This window comes from Leptolyngbya sp. NIES-2104 (assembly GCF_001485215.1).
Classification (GTDB): domain Bacteria; phylum Cyanobacteriota; class Cyanobacteriia; order Leptolyngbyales; family Leptolyngbyaceae; genus Leptolyngbya.
In genome coordinates, this window is record NZ_BBWW01000001.1 from 1392679 (window position 1) to 1414322 (window position 21644).

Below are 21644 nucleotides of genomic sequence, written 5' to 3' on the forward strand. Positions count from 1 at the left end.
TCTAGGCTAATCGGCGCAACCCTGCTAAAGCAGGCTAAATCGCAAGTGCTGCGGCTTTCAGTCCCGTTCAGGGGGCTTTCCTCGGTCAGCCCGGAGGTTCAGCTCCGGGCGGGTGAATGCAGCGAGCGACAACTTTTCAAACATCCTCTAAACAATTGCCACAGTTTTTACAATAGATGGCATCGGAATCATGAAAAGCTAATCCACAATTTGAGCAAATAATTTGAACTTGCTCGGCTGTTTTTACCAATCGTTTGATTAAATCTCCAAGCTGCCAAGGAATCAAAACAATTCCAGTAAGTACCATCAAAATGGTGAGAAACCTTCCCATTTCTGAAATGGGTGTAATGTCTCCGAGTCCAGCCGTAGAAATCGTAGAAACTGAGAAATAAACAGCATCTAAGAATGTTCCAAATTTCGGATTGACTGAATGTTCAACTTGATAAATTAGACCCGAAAAGACAAAGATAATCGAGAATACTGTAAAAATAATTCGGGTAAAAATTGCGCTGTCTTCACTGCTCACATAGCCGAAGATCGTTGTGCCTTGAACAAATCTGATTAATCTTAGAATTCGGAACCAGCGGAAAATTCTGAGGTAACCAGCATTTGCGCCGATTAGAAAAGGCGCGATCGACAATAAATCAATAATTGAATATAAGCTGAAAATAAATTGTAATTTTCGATCAGCGCACCAAACTCGCAGAATATATTCGATGACAAAGATTGCGAGGATGATGTTTTCGATCGTATCTAGAATTTGTTTAACTTCAATTGGAATTTTGTAAGTTTCAGCAATAAAGATTCCAGAAGAAACGAGAACTAATCCAGTAATAAAAAGATTGATGCCTTTTCCGAGTGGTGTATCGATATCTTCGAGATAGAATGCAATCTTTTCGCGCAACGGCAACATACAGATAAAAAATGCTGGATCTGAGACATTGTGCCTCAAAATCCAGCATTTTTCCTAAATGGCAAAGATTAAGAACGTAGCTAAAGAAACCCGTTCATCGCATTCATCCGCCCCGGAATAGAATTCGGGGCTAACGGTGCGAAGTCAGTTGAAACTGACTGAAAATTTCCAACTATCTCTTCTGTCCCCTTCAGTGGACTTCGTTCTGTTAGCCCCGAATTCCATTCCGGGGCGGACTCTCAACGCAGCTTCAAAGACCTCCACACTCCTAAAACTCCCGTCCTACGTCGCGACCTTCGTATCCACATTCAACAATTCAGCGATCGCTTGATGTTCCGCTGCCGGATGGCTTGGAATCTCATGCCGCGCATCGGTAATTAACCAATCGAGCGATGCCGCTTGAACATCGATCGTGGCTCCGGTCTTATCCACACAGTAGCGACCAAACACCAACTTATCGACCAGTCGCACACCCGGACCCAACCGCGACCATTCAAAGATCACACTGTTATCCACCGTTGCACCACTGCAAATCCAGCAGTTATGCCCGATCATCGCAGGTCCGACAATCTTCGCCCCGTCTTCAATGCAGGTCATACTGCCGATGTAAACCGGACCTTGAATATCGACTTTATCCCAGTTCACACAGACATTCAGACCTGTGTAAATTCCGGGTTTCACTTCGCGCCCCGGAATCGAAACGTTTTTAACATCGCCATTCAGCACACCGCGAACCGCTTGCCAGTAGTCCGGAACTTTCCCAATATCCACCCACTCAAAGTCCATCGGCAATCCATAGAACGGCGCACCCATTTCGACCAGTTTGGGAAACAGTTGGCTGCCGATATCAAACTCAACCCCCGACGGCACATAGTTAAGCACTTCGGGTTCAAAAATATAGATCCCCGTGTTGATATTGGTGCTGAGCGCTTCTTCGATCGATGGCTTCTCCTGAAACGCCTGAATCTTACCATCTTCGTCAGTCACAACGACCCCGTAGCTCGACACCTCAGAGCGATCGACCGTCTTCATAATCACAGTCGCGATCGACCCCTTTTCCCGGTGCCATTTCACCGCTGCGGTCAAATCCAAATCAATCAGCGCATCTCCGCACAGCACGACAAACGTATCATCGAAAAACGGCGAAAAATCCTGAATCCGCTTCATCCCACCCGCAGAACCCACCGCTTCCCCGACCAAATCACCATCGACGATCCGACCTTCAAACGAATAGCCAATCTGGACTCCGAAACGTTGCCCATCCTTGAAGTAGCTTTCGATTTCATTTGCCAAGTGGCTGACATTGACCATGATCTCGTCAAAGCCGTGTTGACGCAGCAACTCCAGCAAAAACTCCATCACGGGCTTTTGCAGGATCGGAATCATCGGCTTGGGAATCGTATACGTGATCGGTCGAACTCGTGTACCCTTCCCTGCCGCCAGAATCATGGCTTTCATAAATCGTTTCTCTCCAACCCTACGCCATCAGTTTTCATGCGATCGCTTCATTAACTGGACGATTTGAGAAAATCGACCCACTGCACCCTGAAGTGCGATCAAAACTCCAGAACTGTTCGAGCTAGTGTCAACCCTAACGTACCCAACTTCATCTTGAATTCATCTGAAAGTCCAGTCTTTCAAGCTGCCGTGAAAGCACGATCGAGCAAATCTAACTCTCTTGCATTATCGCTGAAAGCCTCAGTGTTCTAGTAGTACAAAAGCTTTGCTCTGGTGGTTTTCCCGCAGCTTCGATCCGTTTGATACTGGGTAAGGCAACTTAGGACACTCTGAAATTTGGCATAAACCCTAATGTTTCAGTATTTCTACAGAAAAGGTATTCGGAAAATACCTGTTCGTATTTACACGGGGCGGGAACTTTAAGATTGTGCGAAGTTGGTGCGAAGTTTCCGCAAAGCCTCGGAGTTGTGTGAACGATCGCTTTCCCTGTGGTGTCTTAGATTTCGGATGTTTTGAGGTGTAGAAACTTTCTCGTTTCAGAAATGGAATCCGCCGTTTGTGTAGGAATGACTAGCGCCTAAAATTCGAGGCGAGTCACCTGTAAGCAATCCGCAAATCCAAGATCAGACTGTGGACGTATTTAGTTATGGCACTGAGACAGAAAACATCTGGTGAGCGAGTCGGTAATTTAGTTCATAGACATGGTGAGGATGGTATGAACGCTCGGACTTTTTTAGACGGCAATACATCAAAATCAAAAGCAACGATCGGCGGACTTCCTACAGCAAGTCGCCGCCGTGCTGCAAAAGTCGATCGCTCTTCCAAGCTGTCTCAACGCCAAACGGTTTGGCTTGATCCCGCTGCTCAAGATCGTCTGCTCCGGCAACAATCTCTATCCGATGCTAAACAAGGAAATTATCTTGAGGCGATCGCGGGTTTAACGATTTTGATCGATCGCAATCCCGAAAATGCAACCGATTACAACAATCGCGGCTTGGTTCACTACCAATGTGGACATTTAGAAGCGGCGATCGAGGACTATAACGCAGCGATTTACCTGAATCCAAAATTAGCCAGTGCCTACAACAATCGAGCGAACTATTACGCGGCTCAAGGGCAGCTAATGGAAGCGATCGAGGATTATGAAATGGCGATCGATCTTGATCCGACAAACGTTCGCGCTTGGGTGAATCAGGGGATTACCTATCGCGATCTCGAAATGTACGGAGAAGCGATCGATAATTTTGAACACGCACTGCAAATCAAAGAATTACTATCCCCGAGTTTAGATGACAATCCTGCGCTAGAGGCTCACATCTACGGGGCGCGGGGTCGAGCGCATCATTTAGCCGGAGATTGGAATTATGCGATCGCGGATTATCGTCGGGCATTAGATCGGACTTCGGAGTCAGATATCACCGTCAAACGATTGCGATCGCAGGTGACACGATGGATGCAGGAATTGACGAATTAGAAATCTGTAAGAAATCTTTTCGCTCCCGTTTATCTCTCGCCCTGAAATGAATTTCGGGCTAACCGTAGAAAGTCTGCTGAAGTAGACTAAGAGCCATTTTCGGGTTCTTAGTCCTTGGCAAAGGACTTTCGCCGATTAGCCCGAAATTCCATTTCAGGGCGGGATTTGGCAACGAACAGAGAGTTTTCAAATATGCTCTTAAGTTGCCACACCAACCCGATCTTTGCCGGAATAATTTTCACGCCACCAACGATCGACAAATCTGTCCTTCTAATTCTCCTTCGCGGACTTGCATCGCCTCAATCGATCGCATCAAAATTTCGCGATTATCTGACCCTTGTTCGCTCAATTTAATCCAGCGTTGCGCCTCATTCCCTTCGCGCAGAATCTTCTTCACGGGCAACAGAAAACAGCTAAATCCTTGTTTTTTCGCAATCCCAAACATTTCTGCATAAAGCCGCTCAATCCAATCTCGCGCTAGAATCGTCTGCCCATCTTTCCAATGTCTCAGTTCAGCGTCAAGACTCGATCGAGACGCAGCAGCTTCATTTTCATCGGTAATCTCGACCAAATCCTCAGCGCTTAATTGACTCAGATGTAATGGATCGAGGCTTGGATCTTCAATGACTTGGTGCAATCGAGCCTCTAAAAGTGCAGTGATCGCTAAAAGCGCGATCGGGTCAGAAACTAAATCACAAATTCGCAATTCCAATCGATTCAAATTGTAGGGTCGTCGATCGCCGTTCGGACGCACCGAAGACCAGAGATGGCGAACATTCTGCATGGTGCCTTTCTCGATCTGCTCTTCTGTCCAGCGAATATAGTGACCATGACTCTCAAATAATGGAACGTGAGCAGGCGTTTTCGGAAACAGTCCCCAGCGGGTCGAATGATACCCGGTCATCTCACCATTAAACATCGGAGAAGCAGCACTTAAAGCCAAATATAAAGGCGCTTCCACTCGCACTAACCGACACGCCCGCATTAATATTTCTGGATCACTAATTCCAACATTAATGTGAACGCTGGCAGTCACAACTTTTGTACCGTAAGTATTCTCAATATAATCGTGATAGGGATTTGCAGGATCAGACCGCCAAAAGCGATCGCCCTGTCCTTTCAGCGGTAGCGTACTCCCTGGAATCAGCGTATAGTCCCCTTTCGACTTGAGAAATTGACGCAATTTTAGGCGCGGCGTGACTAAATCACACAGCGATCGCTCATACCGAAAACAAGGCGGAGTCGTATACTCAACATTGCGGCTATCCGGTTCACGCACAAACCCATCAAGCGCCGCCACAATCTGATCCGACAGTCCGACGATATCGCCTTGCGGTGTCCCGGTATAGACTTCAATTTCAAATCCTTTCGATAGCATAGTGACTCTCACTGTTGACTGTCGCCTTTTTCAGTATCTCGGAAAACCGAAGAGAAACGACTATCTGAAGAAGCGCGATCGCTAAAATCTCATAATTTTGTAAAATCCTGACGATGCAAGACTGCGCCAATTTTCGTGAGGTTATGTATATTGCAATAGCTTACGAATCGGGGAACCTGCATCTACCTTTGCTTGTCATCCCCCATAAGATACACCGCTTGCATTCACCACTCCCAGATGAGAGGACTTATGGTTCGCACCCGCAAAACATTTCTGATTCGCGCGATCGTTCCTGTTCAGTTAGGACTACTCGCACTCTGCGCCTTTAGCGCCCCCCTAATCACTCAGGCTCAGGTACCGAGTCAGCTTCCGACCCCGACCACGCCCGCACCGCCAGCGGTGACTTCGATTCTATACGTCAATCCCAACGCTGGGAGCGATCAAGCTACGGCGGGTAGAACCGATGCGGCACCGTTCCGCACGATCACATTTGCAATGCAGCAAGCGAATGCTGGAACTGTGATTCAACTAGCTCCTGGAAACTACACGCAGCAAAGCGGGGAACAATTCCCGATCGTGATGCAACCTGGCGTAATTTTGCGCGGCGACGAAAACAGCAAAGGCGCAAACGTCGTAATTCAAGGCAGTGGCGCTACTTCAAGTAAAACCTTTGGTCAACAAAATGCAGCCATTCGAGCCGCGAACGGCAGCGAAATTCGCGGAGTCACTGTCACGAATACGGTGACACGGGGTACCGGGATCTGGGTCGAAGACGTAGACTGCACCATCGCCAATAGTACTTTTACAAACAACAATCGCGAAGGTATTTTCGCAACCGGAAACTCAAACCCGATCGTGGCAGATAGCGTCTTTGTCAAAAATTCCGGTAACGGCATCTCAATTACCAGCGGTGCACGCGGTCTGATTCGGAACAATGTTTTTAATAACACTGGATTTGGACTAGCGCTCGGCGGCAATTCGATTCCCCGACTCGAAGGCAATCAAATCACTCAAAACACCGCAGGCATTTACATGAGTGGTTCGACTCGCCCGATCCTTCGCAACAATGTCATCACCGATAGTCAGGGCGATGGCATTGTGGCACGAGATAGTTCATTCCCCGATTTGGGAACAGCAGATAGCTTGGGAAATAATACGATTCGCAACAATGGTCGAGATGCCAAACTTAAAGGTGTCGATGTCAACAACATCACAAGCAACATCTTTCAAGCCGTTGGCAACAATATTGATCCAAAGAAAATCGCAGGTCGAATCAATTTCGTTGCGGGTGGAACCAATACGGCATTCTCAGATATTCAGGGACATTGGGCACAACAGTATATTCAAGCCTTAGCGTCTCAAGCGATTATCACAGGCTTCCCAGATGGCACCTTTAAGCCGAATGATCCGGTGACTCGTGCTCAGTTTGCGACGATCGTGGCAAAAGCCTTTTCTCCAGCTCCCCGAAATCCAGCCGTGAATTTCACAGATGTTCGGAGTAATTTCTGGGGCTTTGGAGCCATTCAAACCGCGTCTCGTGCTGGCTTTATGGCAGGTTTTCCTGGTGGTGTATTCCGCCCGGATCAGCGGATTCCGAAAGTTCAAGCCTTAGTTGCTCTGTCGAATGGGTTGCAGTATGGTGCAGGCAATGCGAGTGAGCTGTCTCGCTTCCAAGATGCGGCTTCGATTCCGAGTTGGGCGACAAGTCCGATCGCGGCTGCAACCCAGCGTCAAATTGTGGTGAACTACCCGACGGTCGGACAGCTTAATCCAGGTCGAGAAGCAACTCGTGCGGAAGTGGCAGCGTTTATCTATCAAGCGCTAGTGGCTCAAGGAAAAGCTCAGGCAATTCCGTCTCCTTACGTAGTAGGAGCGCGATAAGTTCGATTAGACCCGTTGGACGTGTCTAGCGGGTCTTTTGGTTGTCGATCCGAAATAGCCACACCATGAGCGCGACCAATCCAACTTGTAGGGCTAAATTTGGTACTGCGGTTTCTAAATCTCGTCCGACGATCGTTTGAGCAAAGAACACCAACGCTCCGATCGCGCCCGATCCACCAAAGGCAATGTAGATAAATTTTCTCAATCCCCGATAGGGTGCAGCGGCTTCGGCTTTGAGGCGGGCGTATTTTTCGGGGTCAGATTGTCGGAGGCGTTCAGATTGTTGGCTCATGGGAAGGATTAAAGTTTTCTCGATCGTGTCATGAGGCGGAATTTTGTGCAAATGATGTGATCGTGCGATCGAGAACTTGCTATACTGTCTAAGGCTTTCCCGCCGATGTAGCTCAGTTGGTAGAGCAGGTCATTCGTAATGATCAGGTCGCGTGTTCGAGTCACGTCATCGGCTTCCTCAGTAAATTGCTCTCTAGACAGCTTTGTCTGCATAGTCACGAAATCGATCGAGGTCTGCTCGAATATTGGACTGCACAAAGCGATCGACCATTGAATTGTTCATGATTTTCGCTAACAGTTCAGGAACTGCGTACGCGATCGTCATTTTGACAATGCTGCCTTCGGTTGCGCGATCATAAAATCGAATCGCGCCTCGATTAGGCAATCCGCTAACCGATTCCCACTGAATGATTTGATTCGGAATAATCTTTGTGAGTCGAGATTGCCAGCTAAATTGCAACCCGCCCGTACTGAGTGTCCAGCGCGAGAGTTCTGGCTGTTCTTCAGATATTTTCACCGAAGCAATCCAGTTCATCCAGTTTGGCATCTGTTCGAGATCTGACCACAGACCCCAAACTTTCTCGATCGATGCTTCCACTTCGACTTGTGCAGAATGTTCTAACCACTGAGACATTGAAATAAATCCAAGCAACGATGCCGACATAAGACAAAATGATAAAGCCCAATTGCATGGATGGTAGGCTCTGGCTCAAAGTTTGATGGCGATCGCTGCTTTTGTGTCAGGGATCGGTGGAATTATTTTCGGCGTGTGTTAATTGCGGGGGTTGCGATCGTTGAATTGTCGTCGATCGCAAAACATGTAGAGACACGATTAATCGCGTCTCTACGGTTACCGGGTGAACGCATCATTGATCGTTGGTTCAACCCGTCGCACGATCGATCACCGAACAAACCCGCCCAGATTGATTGCCCAAATTTACGCACTAATCGTCGCGGCTTCCTCTTTGTACATCAGTTCGCGCACCTTCACCATTGCCGCAACCAGACAATCCATCTCTTCACGGGTATGCAGCGCGTTCACGGTAATCCGAATTCGAGGCTTAGCAATAAACCAGATCGGAGACACCCAAATCCCCAATTCCATCAATTCTCGTGCATAAACCTTCGGATTTAGCTCGGTCGGAAGCAACACCGGAACCACATTCGTTTCCCCGATCGCTTCAAATCCCTGAGCCGCCAACCGCGATCGTAAATATCGCGTACTTTCCTGCAACCGCGACACCAATTCTGGATGTTGCTGCACCGTACGGAAACTCTGTAACGCCGCAGCGGTCAAAGGCGGAGCCAAAGAACAAGTTCCGATCGAAGTCGGTGAACAGTTCAATAATGGTTTTAATTCCGCCACATGCGTACTAATTGCCGCCCCCACCGATGCACCAAATTTCGCAAAAGTCGAAAGAATTAGCGGATTAATCCCCCGATCGATCGCGTCTTGCGGCTTCAGTCCGAAATGCTCGTAAATGCCGCGTCCCGTTGACCCGATCGCGCCTGTTGCGTGCGCTTCATCCATCACCAACGTACTATCCGGATAATTCGACAAAATTTCGATCATCTCCGGCAAGGGTGCAATGTCCCCGTCCATCGAAAACACCGCATCGGACACGACCATCACCCGATCGCCCGGATGCACATACCGCTTCAACTTCCGCGCCAAATCTTCCATGTCGCAGTGACGATACGCTTTCACCCGCACTCTCGGACTATAGCCGAACAATTTCCCCGATCGCGTCCCCGCATGGGCGAGTGCCGACACGATACAGCCGTGATTCAGCACATCGGTCATAATCAACGTTTCGCGAGTATGCTCGAATCCCGGAATCGGAATCGCCAAATGACAGAACGCATCCATCAATGCCTGCATTCCCATCCAGGCATTTAGAAACAGTTGCGTATGAGGAAGATGCTTGAATTTTGAAACTTCGTCTTCCAATTGACGGTGTAGATCAATGCGACCACTTAAAACGGAAGTCGAACTATTAGAAGTGCCGTACTGAAAAATTGAATCGATCGCGGCTTGTTTCACCGACTCGTTTTGGGTCAACCCCAGAACATCGTTTGTGCAAAAAGTAAGAACAGTGCGCCGCGTCCCCGTTTCAGCCTCCTCAATCTCCACCATATTCCCCTGGCGCTGATGACAGAGATACTCATCCGGGTCGAGTTCACTTTCATACCAACGCCGCACGTATTCCTTAACAACTTGCACAGTTTACTCCTCTCACCTGCTTGACGTTCGCAATTTGCTTCTGACTCAACAGTATATTTGCCGATGATGAATTTCGCTCATCAGAGCGGAATTTAGATCGGTTTGTCTCGAAAAAAAGACGTGTTAACAGCTTATCAGGACTCTTTGAAATCGAAAAAAAAAGCGATCGCACCCTCAGCACGATCGCTCTTTCCTCAGAGTTTGCCGCTCTTAGATTTCTGCGACTGCCCGTTCTACGAGACGACGAGCGAGCGTTTGCGTTCCCGTGTGCGTGTAGTACTTCACTGCCACGTCAAGGAATGCGCCAACATAATCAAGTTTATCCGCCGAAACATCGACGACACCGCGAACGCGATCGAGTAATGTCTGCTGCGTTAAATTCCGCGAAGATACGAAATCGCCCATCCAGCCTTTCACCGAATCAAAGCTCTGACCGATAAAGTTCAACTGTCCAGCCGAATCGCCTCCCGGAATCAACGGTTTGACGCTCTTGAACGACTGATTTTTCTCTAATTCCTGTGGAGTGGTTTGGCTAATTGTCGATAAGCCTTTCTGAATAAAATCGCCGCCCAATGGAATCAATCCATCAAAGCTGACCAATGCTGCCATCCGCATCAACGATTCGCCGCTGTAGTCCCCTAGCGCCGCGAGGAAGTCACCGATACTGTCACCCGGAATGCCGTTAATCTGACAAAACGCGACCAGTTCCACCACGAGCTTGACGCAAAGATCAAGGCTTTGGAGTTTCTCCGGTTTTGGAGTGAGATTGCTCAGGAATCCGAGAAACGAGATGTCTTGTCCAACTTTGTTGGCAAGAGCCGCCGTTCCAAGGGCACTGGCAGCATTATCCACAGTTTGATAAAGCCACATGGCACGCTGATAGCCCTGGGATTCGTCGTTGTAGAGGTAGACGGCGCGTTCTCCGATCGCTTGAATCAAGCTTTCATCGGTTTCGCCCGTAACGGCACGAACCGTGTTCGTAAATCCGGTAAGATTTTGCCATTGTCCAGGAACGATAAAGTCAAGCGTGTGGAGTGCTTTGACGGTCGTGCCCCCGGTTGGAAGTTCGTCTACCAGTTCAAAAATGGGTTTACTCATGAAAAATCCTTTTGATTGATATAGTTCGGAATTGGCTCAGATTAGCTAGGGTTTTTGAATTTAGAGGCTTCAAGCTTGTTGTCCAGGCAATCGTCGATCACAAGATCAAAACCGTCGTCGATCGCAACATCAAAACTGTCGTCGATCGCAATGTCCCGCCGCGGAATGGAATTCGGGGCTAGTCGAACGAAGTTCACTAAAGGGGACTAAAAGCCCAGTTGCGCGTTTTCAGTCCGTTTCAACGGACTTCGCACTGTCAGCCCCGAATTCATTCCGGGGCGGGTGAGCGCAATGAACAAACACCTTAAATTCACGTTAGCCCTTAAGCTGTGACAGTCCCCTGAGATCAAATTTAGAAAGCCATTGCTCCCGGTCTTCTTTGGTAAAGGATGGATCGCGGGACAGCACTTTCACTTGATATTTCCCGACCAAAACGCCCGTCTGAGTATTGCCCATCGTCATCGCCGGGAAGCCGTTGATTTTCTCAGTTGTGTTCTGATACTTCGCTGCTGCCGCAGGCAAGCTAGACGTATCGTTAATCGAGAGCATCGCCAGTTCTTTTCCGTCTCGCTTCAATTTCGCTTCAGCAAATCCTTTCTTCTCTTGAGAAAAGACCCGCTCATATCCAGAGCCAGGTTTGGGGAAGTACTTGTTAAACTGGCTGCCCTGCGTCGCATCTTTGGCAACGGCAACCACTCCGGGCTTATTACTTTCTTTCTGCGCGTCGGCAAAACGCGACTCTGCTTGCTGCTGACAGCCAGAGATGAAAAGCGCGATCGCTAACATCATCGCAACCGCCGCACGCCGCCAATTCGGTAAAGTCAATGCTTGGTGTCTCATAGGTGTACTAAGAATAAATCTTCTCGATCGAGATGTACGACGATACCTGAGTTGCTGCAACTGACTTAAGTTAGAGATGGCAGTTACCGCTACAAACTTCAGATGTCCCGTTTGCTAATGTAGAGCGATTTTCATCGCATCGATCAACTTTGCAATGAAAAAAGAAAAATTGTGATAAAACGATGATTCAATCCGTCTGACCCATGAATTACAGGTTTAGAACGGCATATCTCGCATTAACCAAAAACCCGCAAACGCCTCTACCTCTGGGCTTTCTTGAATCGCTAGAAAATGCACCTGATTCGATCGCGTTTTTGCCTCTTCAAACTGTTGTGTTTCTGGAATTGCTTTTTTATCGAGCGTCGTGAGAAACCATCGATCGTTGACTCCTGTTTCTAGCAGCAATCGATTCGGTAACGCCAGATCATACTTCACCGCAGCAATCTCTAATCCTGACATCCAAGCCGCCATTGCGGTCGCCCGCTTTGAGAAGATGATTAACCCTGGAACAGGCGCATCGGGTTCAAGCTCGGTCAAACTTAACGGGAACGCTTCCCCGAAGTCGATCGACCATTCGCCCATTTCCTGAAGTGCCTCTAGCGGCAAAGTCGCAAACGTCCATTTTTGCCCCTCTAACGCTTCGGGTAGAACTTGCGGCGGCAACACTGGAAAGACGACCGAAGGATTGAGCGAAGGCTGATATCCCGGTTCTTGCGGGTACACATTTTGGGCGCGGTCTTGTAGCCAAGCACTGAGCGCAAAGGTTCGACGACTGAGGACAGCAGGCACGTCTAAACCTTTGCAAGCGGTCGTAATCATGTTGTTCATTGCCTGGCGAAAGAAGCGAATCTTATCGGGCGGATTCGGAGCCTCAGAAATCGCGGACTCGATCGCATCTTTTAACCAGCCTGAATTGACTTCAGTACTCGGACAATATTTAGAAAATCGAAATAATGTTTCTGGCTGAACCTCTACAGTCGTTGGACTTTCGCAAATCACGACTTCCCAAATCTTTTTATTTTGCTCATCTAGAATCGGACGCGAATAATAATCGAGTTCCCAAATCGTTGCCATATCTTAGAACGGTTGCATCACTTTCATTATCCGATCGAAGCTGACCGTTCTCGATCGCGCAATTCTGGATGTTGAAGCGTTTGTTGATAGCGATCGAACTGTTTGACAATTAACCGCTGCACCGCAATAATCGCCGGATTCACTTCAACGTATCGCCGCTGTGGATTCTTCAGATAGTTTTCTTGCTCACTTTCGATCATTTCAATGTCTTGATGCAGGAACGGCAAGAAAAGTAAATGTAAGACGAGAGGCTGCAAAGGGCGGCGCAGCGAATTGAGTAACCAAACCGGAATCGGAAGTCGCAAGAATAACATTGCAAACGATCGACTTTCCGTTTCAGAGATGGGCAATCGCATCAAATACAGTGCTGATATCCCTTCTAGCTTATTGACGTAGTTCGGATATTGATAATCGACTGAGATCGTTTTTGTCGTCATCCCGCCCGATTCACTCAGTCCGAGGAACTTCGTCAAAATGCCTTTGTAAGACACTCGATATTCTGCAGCGACTGAATCTTCTGTTTCTCGCAGTTTGATCAAAACTGGATCAAACCAACCTTGAAGATTTTGATGCAAATAGCCGTGAAACACATCCATTGTGTTTTCATTGCAAATCGAGAAATGAGCTTTGAACTCCGCCCCGATCGGAACCATAAAACAGCGTGGATCATCGTATTCGGGAATGTCAGGAATTGAATTCACCTCAGCAAAATTGCGATCGCCAGGAAATAGCCAGATCAATCCATACTTCTCCTGAACCGGATAGCTCCGCAGTTTGGCACAAGGAAGTTTCTGTCCTTCACTCCAGTAAGGAATTCCCACACAGTCTCCTTGTCCGTTGAATTCCCAGCCGTGATAACCACAGACGATCGCATCTCCTTGAACTTTGCCCTTATCCATCGCGACACCCTTATGGGGGCAAACATTTTCGACAGCTTGAATTTGATTTTTAGAATCGCGATAGAGAGCAATGGATTGATGCCAGATGCGAATCGGCAGAATTTTTTGGGGTTTTAGATCGTGCGCCCAAGAAACGGCATACCAGTGATTGGGATTGATTCCAACTTCGCGCACTCGATTTTGAATCGTTTGACCTTGTAGAGTAGTCGCCAATTCGAGCATCACTATGATTCATCCTTGTGGAATACGTGTGACTCATACTAGCAACAAAAAAAAGGGTGCAAAGCCCCCCTTTAGAAAACGATTAGATTTTCAGCACATCACGTCGGAGTAGATTGCAATTCAGGGCGCTCTTCGGGAACGATCGCGCCTTCGACCGGACACACTTGCAGACAAATGCCGCAATCGATACAGGTCGAAAAATCAATCCAGTACCAATCCGTTCCTTTGGTGTTTTTTCCAGGACCTTCGTGAATGCAGGCGACCGGACAGGCATCCACGCAGTCCGCGACTCCTTCACAGGTATTCGTAACGATCGTATGAGACACAGTGTTCTTCTCTCTGAGCAATTCGACAGTCGGACTTCTTCATTTTAGTTCACAATGAAACCCTACCCCGCCAATCAGCGAAGTAGGGTGAGGAATTACAATCGATCGAGAATTAGCCTTTGGTCAAGTCGTTCACGGCATCCTTCACGCCATCCACAACGTTCTTGATCGGGTTGTCGCTAGTTTTCGCCATTGCCGGACTTGCTGCCGTGCCATGTAGACGCGGATCAGGCTGCGGCAGATTCGGAAGGGGACCAATCGCTTCAGGATTCGCGATGTACTCGAACTCGCCTTTACCGTCCATCGAAGGTCCTTTTGCCCAACGACCTTCAGCGCTGTCCTCGCCTTCAGAGTTGTTCCAGAATTGGTAAGCGTACTCTTTCTTACCGTATTCGTAGGCAATCTTCGGCGTAACGGTTTCTTCAAATCCGTCATCCTTGAGTTGTTCGATCGCGGCTAACCACTGATTTTGGTGCATCGTATCACGAGCAATCATAAAGCTTAGGTGATCTCTCACACCGGGATCATCGGTCATTTCATAAGCGCGAACTGCCTGGATCAAACCTTGAGATTCCGCGTGCAGGTTAGAACGGAAGTCTGCCAGCAAGTTACCGCTTGCCACGATAAAGCGACCGTTCCAAGGAAATCCGACGCTATCCGCAGGCATTGCACCGCCACCCGATACGATTTCGTGCTGCGGGTTCATCGCAGCGAAAATCACGTCTCTAGGATTGGTTCCACCCATGACCGCACCGACCACCGGATCTTCTGCACCTTTTTCCTGCATTTGAACAGGTGCTTTGTCCAGAAGATGGGCGACCATCGTTGCCAACATTTCAACGTGACCGATTTCTTCAGTCCCAATGTCGAGCAGCATATCGCGATATTTTGCCGGACCGCGACAGTTCCAGCCTTGGAATAAGTACTGCATCATCACGGTCATTTCGCCCATCGAGCCGCCGATTAATTCTTGCAGTCGTTTTGCAAAAATTGGATCGGGCTTAGTTGGAGGAGTAAAGTACTGTAAACGCTTCTTGTGTAAAAACATGAGATTCCTTCAAAAAAGAGTGTTCAAAATGCTCGGTGTAGAGCAATTCAATTCATCCCGAACCTCTCCTTTGTAGCGACCCAAACTATTAGTTGAATCATCCTATAGTTGAACCCTCAAGGCATAGATTCCTGAGCGTTTTTCCATCGCTCAATTAATTTATATCCGGTAATGATCAAGCTAATTCCAAATGCTAGAAATGCCAGATCCCAAAGCATATAATGAGCACCAGAATGAACGTGATGAATGCCCAAAATTTCGTGATCAATAATGCCTTCAAAAGTATTAAATAATCCTGCCCCAAGGATGATTAAACCCAGAAAAGGTTGAGTTGCTTTGGGTAACTCATCGGCAAGATGCGATCGCCAAAGTAAGGAAACACCCACGATCGTCATTCCATAATCCGCCGCGTGAAATAATCCATCGGCAACCGAATGCACTTTCACATCGGTCATATTCTTCATCGGGCGCACACTGCTCAACATGTGATGCCACTGCATGATCTGATGTAGAAAAATTCCATCAAAAAATCCGGCAAATCCCATTCCGAGCAAAATTCCCGCTAATACGAAGCGCTGGGAAAGAATTGTCGATCGCTCAATCCGAACTTGTGTAACGTCAGCCATAGGTCAAATGATTGAACTTTAACCAGGCTAAGAGGTACCCTTCCTCTCTCTCAGGAGTTAATGTCTTGGTGCTTTTTGGATCTCTTCTCGAATCGAAAATAAATCGATGAAACTATCTGCTGCTTTCGTGAGATTTTCGTGGGTCATCGATCGAAGTGCAATCACTTCGACTTTTGCCCCCACATAAGAAACGGCACTCACCGCATATGCTAAATCTCCATCGCCGCTCAGCAGCACTTCAGTATCACAATCTTTTGCAAATCGCATCATATCGACTGCAATTTCGACATTCATTCGGCTTACTCGCTTTGAGCCAGAAGAATTAAGAATGACATCTTTGGTGACGACTCGATAGCCATTTCGCCGCATCCAAGTGAGAAACGCTTGTTGCCGCACGTTGGCTGGATCAACTCCGGTATAAAAGAACGCATAGACCAGCGTACTTTGCTGCTGAAAATAGTGCAGAAGTTTCGCATAATCGATTTCAACGCCCATCTGAGACGCGGCATAGAACAAATTCGCGCCGTCAATAAAGATCATCAAGCGTCCACGATGCAAAGACTCTAGAGCATGGGCATCGTCGAATTCTTCAGAAAAAGATAAGGGCAACGGGTCAGATAAATTCTCCGGATCAAGAGGAGATAATGGCTCTACCCTGTCCGGTTCTCGTACTAACTGGGTCATGAATCGCGTTCGGCGGAAAAATTGCCTCTGATGTGAAGTCAGACAAAACTACACACCACAGGTGAACTGGCAGGATGAGATGATGACAGGGGGAAATTGGGTTTTGTTATGAGACGGATTAACAAACCCAATATTATGCTTATTCAGAGCATTACGTTTCTTCGCGAATCGCGCTACGGTTTGTTAGAAACCTTAAGATACCGCTTCATATTTTGTAATGCTGAGGGACTTACCTTCTCGATCGCGCTTTGTATTCTGCAAGGGCGTTGGAAGTCACGACTGGACGACCATTCTGATATCGCGTCGGAATTGCGCCTCGCTGCATTGCCATCAGAACGGTAGCTTGATCGACTTGAAGTCGTCTTGCTGCTTCTACCAAAGAGCATCCGTAGTCCATCTCATCTACCTCCGAAGTTTAGAGCGATCGAGTTTGGAGCCTCTCTTATGTGATCGAAGCCTCTCTTATGCGTTCCTATGAATCTTAAAACATAATTAAGAAATTTGGGAAAAATTCCGCAAAGATCTTGCGCCAACGATTGTAAAGACGCGATTAGGAGCTTTGCTGCACCTTCGGTGTTTGCGTCTTCACGATTGTTGGGACGGTATGACAAATCGGGGATTTACGCGATCGCTTCTGCCTGCACTCGATACAAATTTTCTTCGGATACCGTTTTGAAGTCTTGATTCAACCAAATCAAAGAAATTTCAGTTACGGCACCATTTTCCAGCGTGATGATCGAGAAATTTCGTAAGCGATCGCCATTCTCCTCAATGATTCTCGGAACTCGTGCGGCATTTAGGTGAACCGTTCCCGCAGCATCGACGTGAATCGGGCGGCGCAATTCAGTTTTCGTGTGTCTCAAACTGTGGTGCATGTGACCGAAAACCGTCAGAGGAATAGATTTTCCACGATCGCGGGTTTGCTCGATCGCTTGAGCAAAATCTGGATCACCGTGATCGCCTCCGATCGGTTGCCAGTCTTTGCCGCAAGGATCTTCTGCCTTATCGCCCATTCCGGTCGCGCCATTATGACCGATGAAGATAATAGTATTCGTTTCTGTTTGATCTACAGCATCGAGAATTTTATCAACCGATTCATCTAAGCTATGAACTCCGTAGCGTTCTCGGTAAAATCGCTCATTCTTCCAGCCAGAGCCACCCCAGCTAAACGGACGACTACCCACAACGCTTAAGTTTAGGTTCGGGAAATCTAATTTGCCATATCCGACATGAGCATCACCGAGTAAATCTAATTGTTGCTGCACCCGATCTTCTTTGGTGCGATCGTAAGGGCATTTACTTCTTCCCCAATCGGTTGCACTATACCAAGCGTCGTGATTGCCCATGATTGCCGCTTTCGGAATCTGCATTTCAGCAACCAATTTGACGATATTCACCGATTCATTGCCAAAGTCACCGACGAATAGCGCCAGATCGACACCGAGAAACCGCAACGCTGCTTCGTCTTCCGGTTCCCATCGATCGTGAATATCGCCGATCGCGGCTAGTTTGATTTTCTGGTTCGCCACCTTGCGTTCCCTCTTATTTTTCCTGTTTCTAGGATAGGCGGGGCGGGGAAATTTGGCATAGCTCGAAAGAATCAGGCTTCGTCTTTGATCCAGGTAGATTTCCAGGCGAGTTGGGCTTCAGCGATCGATTGTTCGCGCCGTTTCTTCTGATAATCTTTTGCGAGTGCTTGGAATTGTTGCTTGAGTTCCCGCAGTTTGCCGCGCCAGTTTGAGACACCTGGATCGTTGAATTCAATCTCAGACAAACGCAGATTGACCGCGACAACGTGCATCAGGGCGGTAATCGCGGGAGGGGGGGCATCAGCGTCAGTGGACTTCTCAGAAGCGCTTACTAAAACATTGAGTAAGTTCGCTGCGCCCGAATCGTTTCCTTCTGCTTTCGCTGCCGCATCCAGAACCGCTTGAGGGATTCGCTTGGGTAAGATTGCGGCTTCCTGTAATAATCGATTGGCGTTACCGTTCGTCGATTTGAGCGTTCTGGTAATTGAGCGCTCTAATTGTTCTTGCCAAATTGTCAACGCTTCGAGCGGGGTCAAACTCGGTTCATCCGGCAATTCTAGCTCGGTTTCGGAAAGGAGTTCTTCGAGTTCGTCGGGGAAGTCTTCCGGTTCTGGCTCGATTCGGGTTTGCTCGATCGGCTTAAGTAAGTCGTTGAGATCGATTCCTGTTTGACGCGCTAAATGTTGAATATCTTCTTGAAGTTTTTGCCGTTGGCTGACTGAGAGGGCTAAAAATCGCTTGGGATAGTTCTCGGTACAGATTCGATAGCATGACAGGATGATCTGCTGCTTCACGGTTTGTCCAAGCTGCTTCAGATAGCCGCGATAGGTTTCGGTGAAGGTGTCGCCCATTGTCTCGATTTGGCGATCGAGTGAGGCAAGCCGTTGAGAAATTTGGTCGATCGTTCCAGTCATGTCTAAATGTTAAACGTTCTACTCTTTCTCAGGATAGCGATCGCGCTTGAATTTGGCGCAGTGTTCGACAAAGCGTTTCGGAATTTCGGGAGTTGCGCCCCAGTGAAGATGAAGATACGAGGCGTGTAAATTTGAGGAACACCAACCGTCGAATTGATCGGTTTCCTTAAATTGGAATAGAGGTTGATCGGGAGGCGTGGTTGTGCTCGATCGATGAAATTCGTGCCCGTGAACGATCGTATTTTGAGTGACGATCGGGCTATTTTCGAGCGCGATTCCGTGACGGTAGCCGAGAGTGAGCCGCGATCTCATTACGGTTGTTGTTGGAATTGCTCCGACCATTGGAAAGGTATCACCGGAGAAATCAACAATATTTTCGCTGAGATACATTAATCCACCGCATTCCGCATAAGTTGGCATTCCCGATCGAATTGCAGTTTGAATTGCTTTTCGTGTGGTTTGATTTTCACTCAGCGTTGCTGCAAACATTTCCGGAAAGCCGCCACCGAGATACAAACCGTCGATGTGGTCGGGAAAAGGATCGTTGAGGGGACTCCATTCGATTAGGCTCGCACCGGATTGTTCGAGGAGGTCTAGATTGTCTTGGTAATAGAAATTGAATGCGGCATCACGGGCGATCGCGATGCGGGGTCGATCGGTGTTTCCGATAACGGTCGTAGAGACGCGATTAATTGCGTCTCTACTCGACGACGACAACAACGCGGAAATTTTCGACCAATCAAAACCCGTTTCACCTAATCCCGCCAATCGATCGATTAATTCATTCAATCCCGGCAATTCATCGGTTGGCACCAATCCCAGATGTCGATCGGGAATTTCGATTGCGTCCTGTCGCCGCAATACACCCAAAATCGGAACGTCTTCTAATGCCGCCTTGAGCAATTCTAAATGTCGATCGCTACCCACCCGATTCAGAACCACACCCGCAAATTTCAATCGGGAATCAAACGATCGATAACCATGCACGATCGCCGCAACCGAATTCGATAATCGACTACAATCGACCACCAATAAAATTGGCAAATCGAGCAATCGAGCCACATGAGCCGTACTTGAAAAATCTTTTTTTCCCGCTGCTCCGTCGAACAGCCCCATCACCCCTTCCACGATCGCACAATTTCCCGATCGCTCTCTAAAACATTGCTGCACATAGTCTTCCGAAGTCAGCATCGGGTCAAGGTTATAGCAAGCCTGACCGGTGACATGGCGATGAAACATCGGATCAATATAATCAGGTCCGACCTTAAACGATCGAACCTGAATTCCTCTTCGTTTTAGAGCCGCCAACAACGCCAACGTAATCGTTGTTTTGCCCGCTCCACTCCGTTCCCCTGCAATCACAAACGCCATAAATCGTGGCTCAAGACCTCAGATCACAGTGTAATGATCTTTGCGGTCACTGCCATGCTTTCTTCATACAGAACATCCTGACCAACGCGCTGAAGCTGCTCACTTAGAAGCGTTTCCGCCTTTTGATCATTCAGCGGAGTTACCTGATTGATCTTGCAAGTCTGAGCACCGCCAGCCGCTTCCATTCGCATACAGCCCGTCGTTCCAGAACACAGCACCGTACAGCAATCCGCCTGTGAATTCGTCGAATCCAATTTCAGGCTCACCATGTCACCCTTAACATCCCCAATATTCGCTGTCGGAATTCCTGCAAGTTCTACTTCGATCTCGCGTCCGTTTGCCGCCGTAAAATACACTCGCTGCAACTCATAAAAATCATCTTCTCGTTTGCGCGAAGTTGGCTCCCATCCTAAACGGCTTGCTAACCATCCCAAATACATCAGAGCTTGAGCGGGATTGCCTTTTTCGTAATCGATCACCACTCGATCGACTTCCCAGATCGCTTCTCTCCGTCCCGGTGCATCAAACGCTTCTGCGGCGAGTTCCTGCCAAGCCGCCAACCGTCGCCAGTTCAAATCTGTCACCAGCACACCATCTTCAATCAGCGTCGCCAACTTCAGCAAATCGCCTTCAGTATCTGCCGTAAATCGGTTGGAGTCGAAAATCACTTGATTCGACAGCTTCGCCAATTTTTGAAACAAGTCTTGATCCAGATTAGGCGTACCCTTCCACCAGACAATCCGAGGCAGTTCGCTAATCAATAAAGAAGACATTAACTCACTCACCCGCTCTAGTGCAGGCTCCGTTCCTTTGAGCGTAATGTACTCACAACAGATTAACGCTGCCTGACTCGCTTTATTGATCGGACAATAAGCGGACACTTGAGCCGAAACGCCTTCATCTTCGCCTGCCACGGGAAACAGCGAAATAATTCGACAAGGATTCTGGCTAGCAACCACATCCGCGATTCCGCTTCCCGCAGCATCGGACGCATATCGAGGAGCATCTTGATCCTGAACCGTTTCACCTTTGCGTTTGGCTAAATCTTCGCGCAGTTTGGTGAGAAGTTCGGGGCTGGATTTACCATCGATCGATAATTTGTACGCAGCTTGAGCCGCTTGAATCGCAGCTTCTGTTCTCGGTCCATCAATGCCATCGACTGGACCCGTATAAAAACCCATCATCGCCAGCAATCTCTGGGTTTCTTCTGGTTCATAAACGACCAGAGTGAACGTAGTCGCACGAGTCGCCACCATTGACGATCCATCGCCACCGTTGGGGCTGTAGGATTGCCAGATTTGACTTAGTTCCTGTTCAACCTCATTGAGCGAAACATCTTTTGGAGCTTGGAGTGAGACGAGTGGAGCGCTTTTGGGAGCCATAAGAGAGTTAAG

The 21644-nt window shown here is 48.1% G+C and carries 21 protein-coding genes and 1 tRNA gene; 3 read left to right on the forward strand and 19 right to left on the reverse strand.

The annotated features are described in order from the left end of the window. Positions 1-136 precede the first annotated feature (136 nt). Together NIES2104_RS06325 and NIES2104_RS06330 are read right to left on the reverse strand one after the other, a co-directional pair. Complete coding sequence (locus NIES2104_RS06325) at positions 137-913, reverse strand: ion transporter (protein WP_058996809.1); 777 nt, start codon at positions 911-913, stop codon at positions 137-139. A gap of 282 nt (positions 914-1195) precedes the next feature. Then, the gene (locus NIES2104_RS06330) at positions 1196-2371 is read right to left on the reverse strand and encodes a sugar phosphate nucleotidyltransferase (protein ID WP_058996811.1); all 1176 of its coding nucleotides are present in this window, start codon (positions 2369-2371) and stop codon (positions 1196-1198) included. Between the two features lie 715 nt (positions 2372-3086). On the opposite strand from NIES2104_RS06330, the gene NIES2104_RS06335 reads away from it, so the two are divergent. Next, complete coding sequence (locus NIES2104_RS06335) at positions 3087-3845, forward strand: tetratricopeptide repeat protein (protein ID WP_059001586.1); 759 nt, start codon at positions 3087-3089, stop codon at positions 3843-3845. Between the two features lie 238 nt (positions 3846-4083). Here NIES2104_RS06335 and gshA read toward each other — a convergent pair whose 3' ends face one another. Beyond that, positions 4084-5223: a glutamate--cysteine ligase gene (gene gshA / locus NIES2104_RS06340; protein WP_058996813.1), complete on the reverse strand. Its 1140-nt coding sequence runs from the start codon at positions 5221-5223 to the stop codon at positions 4084-4086. Between the two features lie 249 nt (positions 5224-5472). Here gshA and NIES2104_RS06345 point away from each other — a divergent pair, with 249 nt between their 5' ends. Continuing rightward, positions 5473-7104 carry a DUF1565 domain-containing protein gene (locus tag NIES2104_RS06345; protein WP_058996815.1) on the forward strand — a complete coding sequence of 544 codons (1632 nt, stop codon included), beginning with the start codon at positions 5473-5475 and terminating at the stop codon, positions 7102-7104. Positions 7105-7129: 25 nt separating this feature from the next. Here NIES2104_RS06345 and NIES2104_RS06350 read toward each other — a convergent pair whose 3' ends face one another. Further along, entirely contained in the window at positions 7130-7396 is a 267-nt protein-coding gene (locus NIES2104_RS06350; RefSeq protein WP_058996817.1) for a DUF3493 domain-containing protein, read from the reverse strand. A 101-nt stretch (positions 7397-7497) separates the two neighbouring features. On the opposite strand from NIES2104_RS06350, the gene NIES2104_RS06355 reads away from it, so the two are divergent. After that, a tRNA-Thr gene (locus NIES2104_RS06355) sits at positions 7498-7570 on the forward strand. Positions 7571-7588: 18 nt separating this feature from the next. Here the strand turns inward: NIES2104_RS06355 and NIES2104_RS06360 are convergent. From NIES2104_RS06360 to opcA, 15 genes are all read right to left on the reverse strand, one after another. Continuing rightward, positions 7589-8029: an SRPBCC family protein gene (locus NIES2104_RS06360; RefSeq protein ID WP_059001587.1), complete on the reverse strand. Its 441-nt coding sequence runs from the start codon at positions 8027-8029 to the stop codon at positions 7589-7591. 303 nt (positions 8030-8332) lie between these two features. Further along, entirely contained in the window at positions 8333-9619 is a 1287-nt protein-coding gene (locus NIES2104_RS06365) for a pyridoxal phosphate-dependent aminotransferase family protein (protein WP_058996819.1), read from the reverse strand. 210 nt (positions 9620-9829) lie between these two features. After that, positions 9830-10717: a hypothetical protein gene (locus tag NIES2104_RS06370; protein WP_058996821.1), complete on the reverse strand. Its 888-nt coding sequence runs from the start codon at positions 10715-10717 to the stop codon at positions 9830-9832. A 315-nt stretch (positions 10718-11032) separates the two neighbouring features. Continuing rightward, positions 11033-11557 carry a hypothetical protein gene (locus tag NIES2104_RS06375; RefSeq protein WP_058996822.1) on the reverse strand — a complete coding sequence of 175 codons (525 nt, stop codon included), beginning with the start codon at positions 11555-11557 and terminating at the stop codon, positions 11033-11035. Positions 11558-11773: 216 nt separating this feature from the next. Further along, a complete protein-coding gene (locus NIES2104_RS06380; RefSeq protein WP_058996824.1) occupies positions 11774-12631 on the reverse strand; it encodes a Tab2/Atab2 family RNA-binding protein in 858 nt (285 codons plus the stop codon). A gap of 26 nt (positions 12632-12657) precedes the next feature. Then, the gene (locus tag NIES2104_RS06385) at positions 12658-13752 is read right to left on the reverse strand and encodes an aromatic ring-hydroxylating dioxygenase subunit alpha (protein ID WP_058996826.1); all 1095 of its coding nucleotides are present in this window, start codon (positions 13750-13752) and stop codon (positions 12658-12660) included. Positions 13753-13850: 98 nt separating this feature from the next. Further along, complete coding sequence (locus NIES2104_RS06390) at positions 13851-14078, reverse strand: ferredoxin family protein (protein WP_058996828.1); 228 nt, start codon at positions 14076-14078, stop codon at positions 13851-13853. Positions 14079-14190: 112 nt separating this feature from the next. Beyond that, positions 14191-15126, reverse strand: a complete 936-nt coding sequence (locus tag NIES2104_RS06395; protein ID WP_058996830.1) for a manganese catalase family protein — start codon at positions 15124-15126, stop codon at positions 14191-14193. A 116-nt stretch (positions 15127-15242) separates the two neighbouring features. Continuing rightward, complete coding sequence (locus tag NIES2104_RS06400) at positions 15243-15752, reverse strand: DUF2243 domain-containing protein (protein WP_058996832.1); 510 nt, start codon at positions 15750-15752, stop codon at positions 15243-15245. 57 nt (positions 15753-15809) lie between these two features. Further along, entirely contained in the window at positions 15810-16436 is a 627-nt protein-coding gene (locus NIES2104_RS06405) for an NYN domain-containing protein (protein ID WP_058996835.1), read from the reverse strand. A gap of 229 nt (positions 16437-16665) precedes the next feature. After that, positions 16666-16833 carry a DNA-binding protein gene (locus tag NIES2104_RS31610; RefSeq protein ID WP_156426880.1) on the reverse strand — a complete coding sequence of 56 codons (168 nt, stop codon included), beginning with the start codon at positions 16831-16833 and terminating at the stop codon, positions 16666-16668. A 223-nt stretch (positions 16834-17056) separates the two neighbouring features. Beyond that, positions 17057-17965, reverse strand: a complete 909-nt coding sequence (locus NIES2104_RS06410) for a TIGR04168 family protein (RefSeq protein ID WP_058996837.1) — start codon at positions 17963-17965, stop codon at positions 17057-17059. Positions 17966-18036: 71 nt separating this feature from the next. Continuing rightward, positions 18037-18879: a hypothetical protein gene (locus NIES2104_RS06415; protein WP_058996839.1), complete on the reverse strand. Its 843-nt coding sequence runs from the start codon at positions 18877-18879 to the stop codon at positions 18037-18039. Positions 18880-18897: 18 nt separating this feature from the next. Next, positions 18898-20250, reverse strand: coding sequence for a cobyrinate a,c-diamide synthase (locus tag NIES2104_RS06420; protein WP_058996841.1), 1353 nt, complete (start codon positions 20248-20250; stop codon positions 18898-18900). 23 nt (positions 20251-20273) lie between these two features. Next, the gene (gene opcA, locus NIES2104_RS06425; RefSeq protein ID WP_058996843.1) at positions 20274-21632 is read right to left on the reverse strand and encodes a glucose-6-phosphate dehydrogenase assembly protein OpcA; all 1359 of its coding nucleotides are present in this window, start codon (positions 21630-21632) and stop codon (positions 20274-20276) included. Positions 21633-21644 lie beyond the last annotated feature (12 nt).

Bases quoted from the DNA above. Each gene is read 5' to 3' on its own strand.
- NIES2104_RS06325 (WP_058996809.1), bottom strand. From the start codon at position 913: ATGTTGCCGTTGCGCGAAAAGATTGCATTCTATCTCGAAGATATCGAT.
- NIES2104_RS06330 (WP_058996811.1), bottom strand. From the start codon at position 2,371: ATGAAAGCCATGATTCTGGCGGCAGGGAAGGGTACACGAGTTCGACCG.
- NIES2104_RS06335 (WP_059001586.1), top strand. From the start codon at position 3,087: ATGAACGCTCGGACTTTTTTAGACGGCAATACATCAAAATCAAAAGCA.
- gshA (WP_058996813.1), bottom strand. From the start codon at position 5,223: ATGCTATCGAAAGGATTTGAAATTGAAGTCTATACCGGGACACCGCAA.
- NIES2104_RS06345 (WP_058996815.1), top strand. From the start codon at position 5,473: ATGGTTCGCACCCGCAAAACATTTCTGATTCGCGCGATCGTTCCTGTT.
- NIES2104_RS06350 (WP_058996817.1), bottom strand. From the start codon at position 7,396: ATGAGCCAACAATCTGAACGCCTCCGACAATCTGACCCCGAAAAATAC.
- NIES2104_RS06360 (WP_059001587.1), bottom strand. From the start codon at position 8,029: ATGTCTCAGTGGTTAGAACATTCTGCACAAGTCGAAGTGGAAGCATCG.
- NIES2104_RS06370 (WP_058996821.1), bottom strand. From the start codon at position 10,717: ATGAGTAAACCCATTTTTGAACTGGTAGACGAACTTCCAACCGGGGGC.
- NIES2104_RS06375 (WP_058996822.1), bottom strand. From the start codon at position 11,557: ATGAGACACCAAGCATTGACTTTACCGAATTGGCGGCGTGCGGCGGTT.
- NIES2104_RS06380 (WP_058996824.1), bottom strand. From the start codon at position 12,631: ATGGCAACGATTTGGGAACTCGATTATTATTCGCGTCCGATTCTAGAT.
- NIES2104_RS06385 (WP_058996826.1), bottom strand. From the start codon at position 13,752: ATGCTCGAATTGGCGACTACTCTACAAGGTCAAACGATTCAAAATCGA.
- NIES2104_RS06395 (WP_058996830.1), bottom strand. From the start codon at position 15,126: ATGTTTTTACACAAGAAGCGTTTACAGTACTTTACTCCTCCAACTAAG.
- NIES2104_RS06400 (WP_058996832.1), bottom strand. From the start codon at position 15,752: ATGGCTGACGTTACACAAGTTCGGATTGAGCGATCGACAATTCTTTCC.
- NIES2104_RS06405 (WP_058996835.1), bottom strand. From the start codon at position 16,436: ATGACCCAGTTAGTACGAGAACCGGACAGGGTAGAGCCATTATCTCCT.
- NIES2104_RS31610 (WP_156426880.1), bottom strand. From the start codon at position 16,833: ATGGACTACGGATGCTCTTTGGTAGAAGCAGCAAGACGACTTCAAGTC.
- NIES2104_RS06415 (WP_058996839.1), bottom strand. From the start codon at position 18,879: ATGACTGGAACGATCGACCAAATTTCTCAACGGCTTGCCTCACTCGAT.
- NIES2104_RS06420 (WP_058996841.1), bottom strand. From the start codon at position 20,250: ATGGCGTTTGTGATTGCAGGGGAACGGAGTGGAGCGGGCAAAACAACG.
- opcA (WP_058996843.1), bottom strand. From the start codon at position 21,632: ATGGCTCCCAAAAGCGCTCCACTCGTCTCACTCCAAGCTCCAAAAGAT.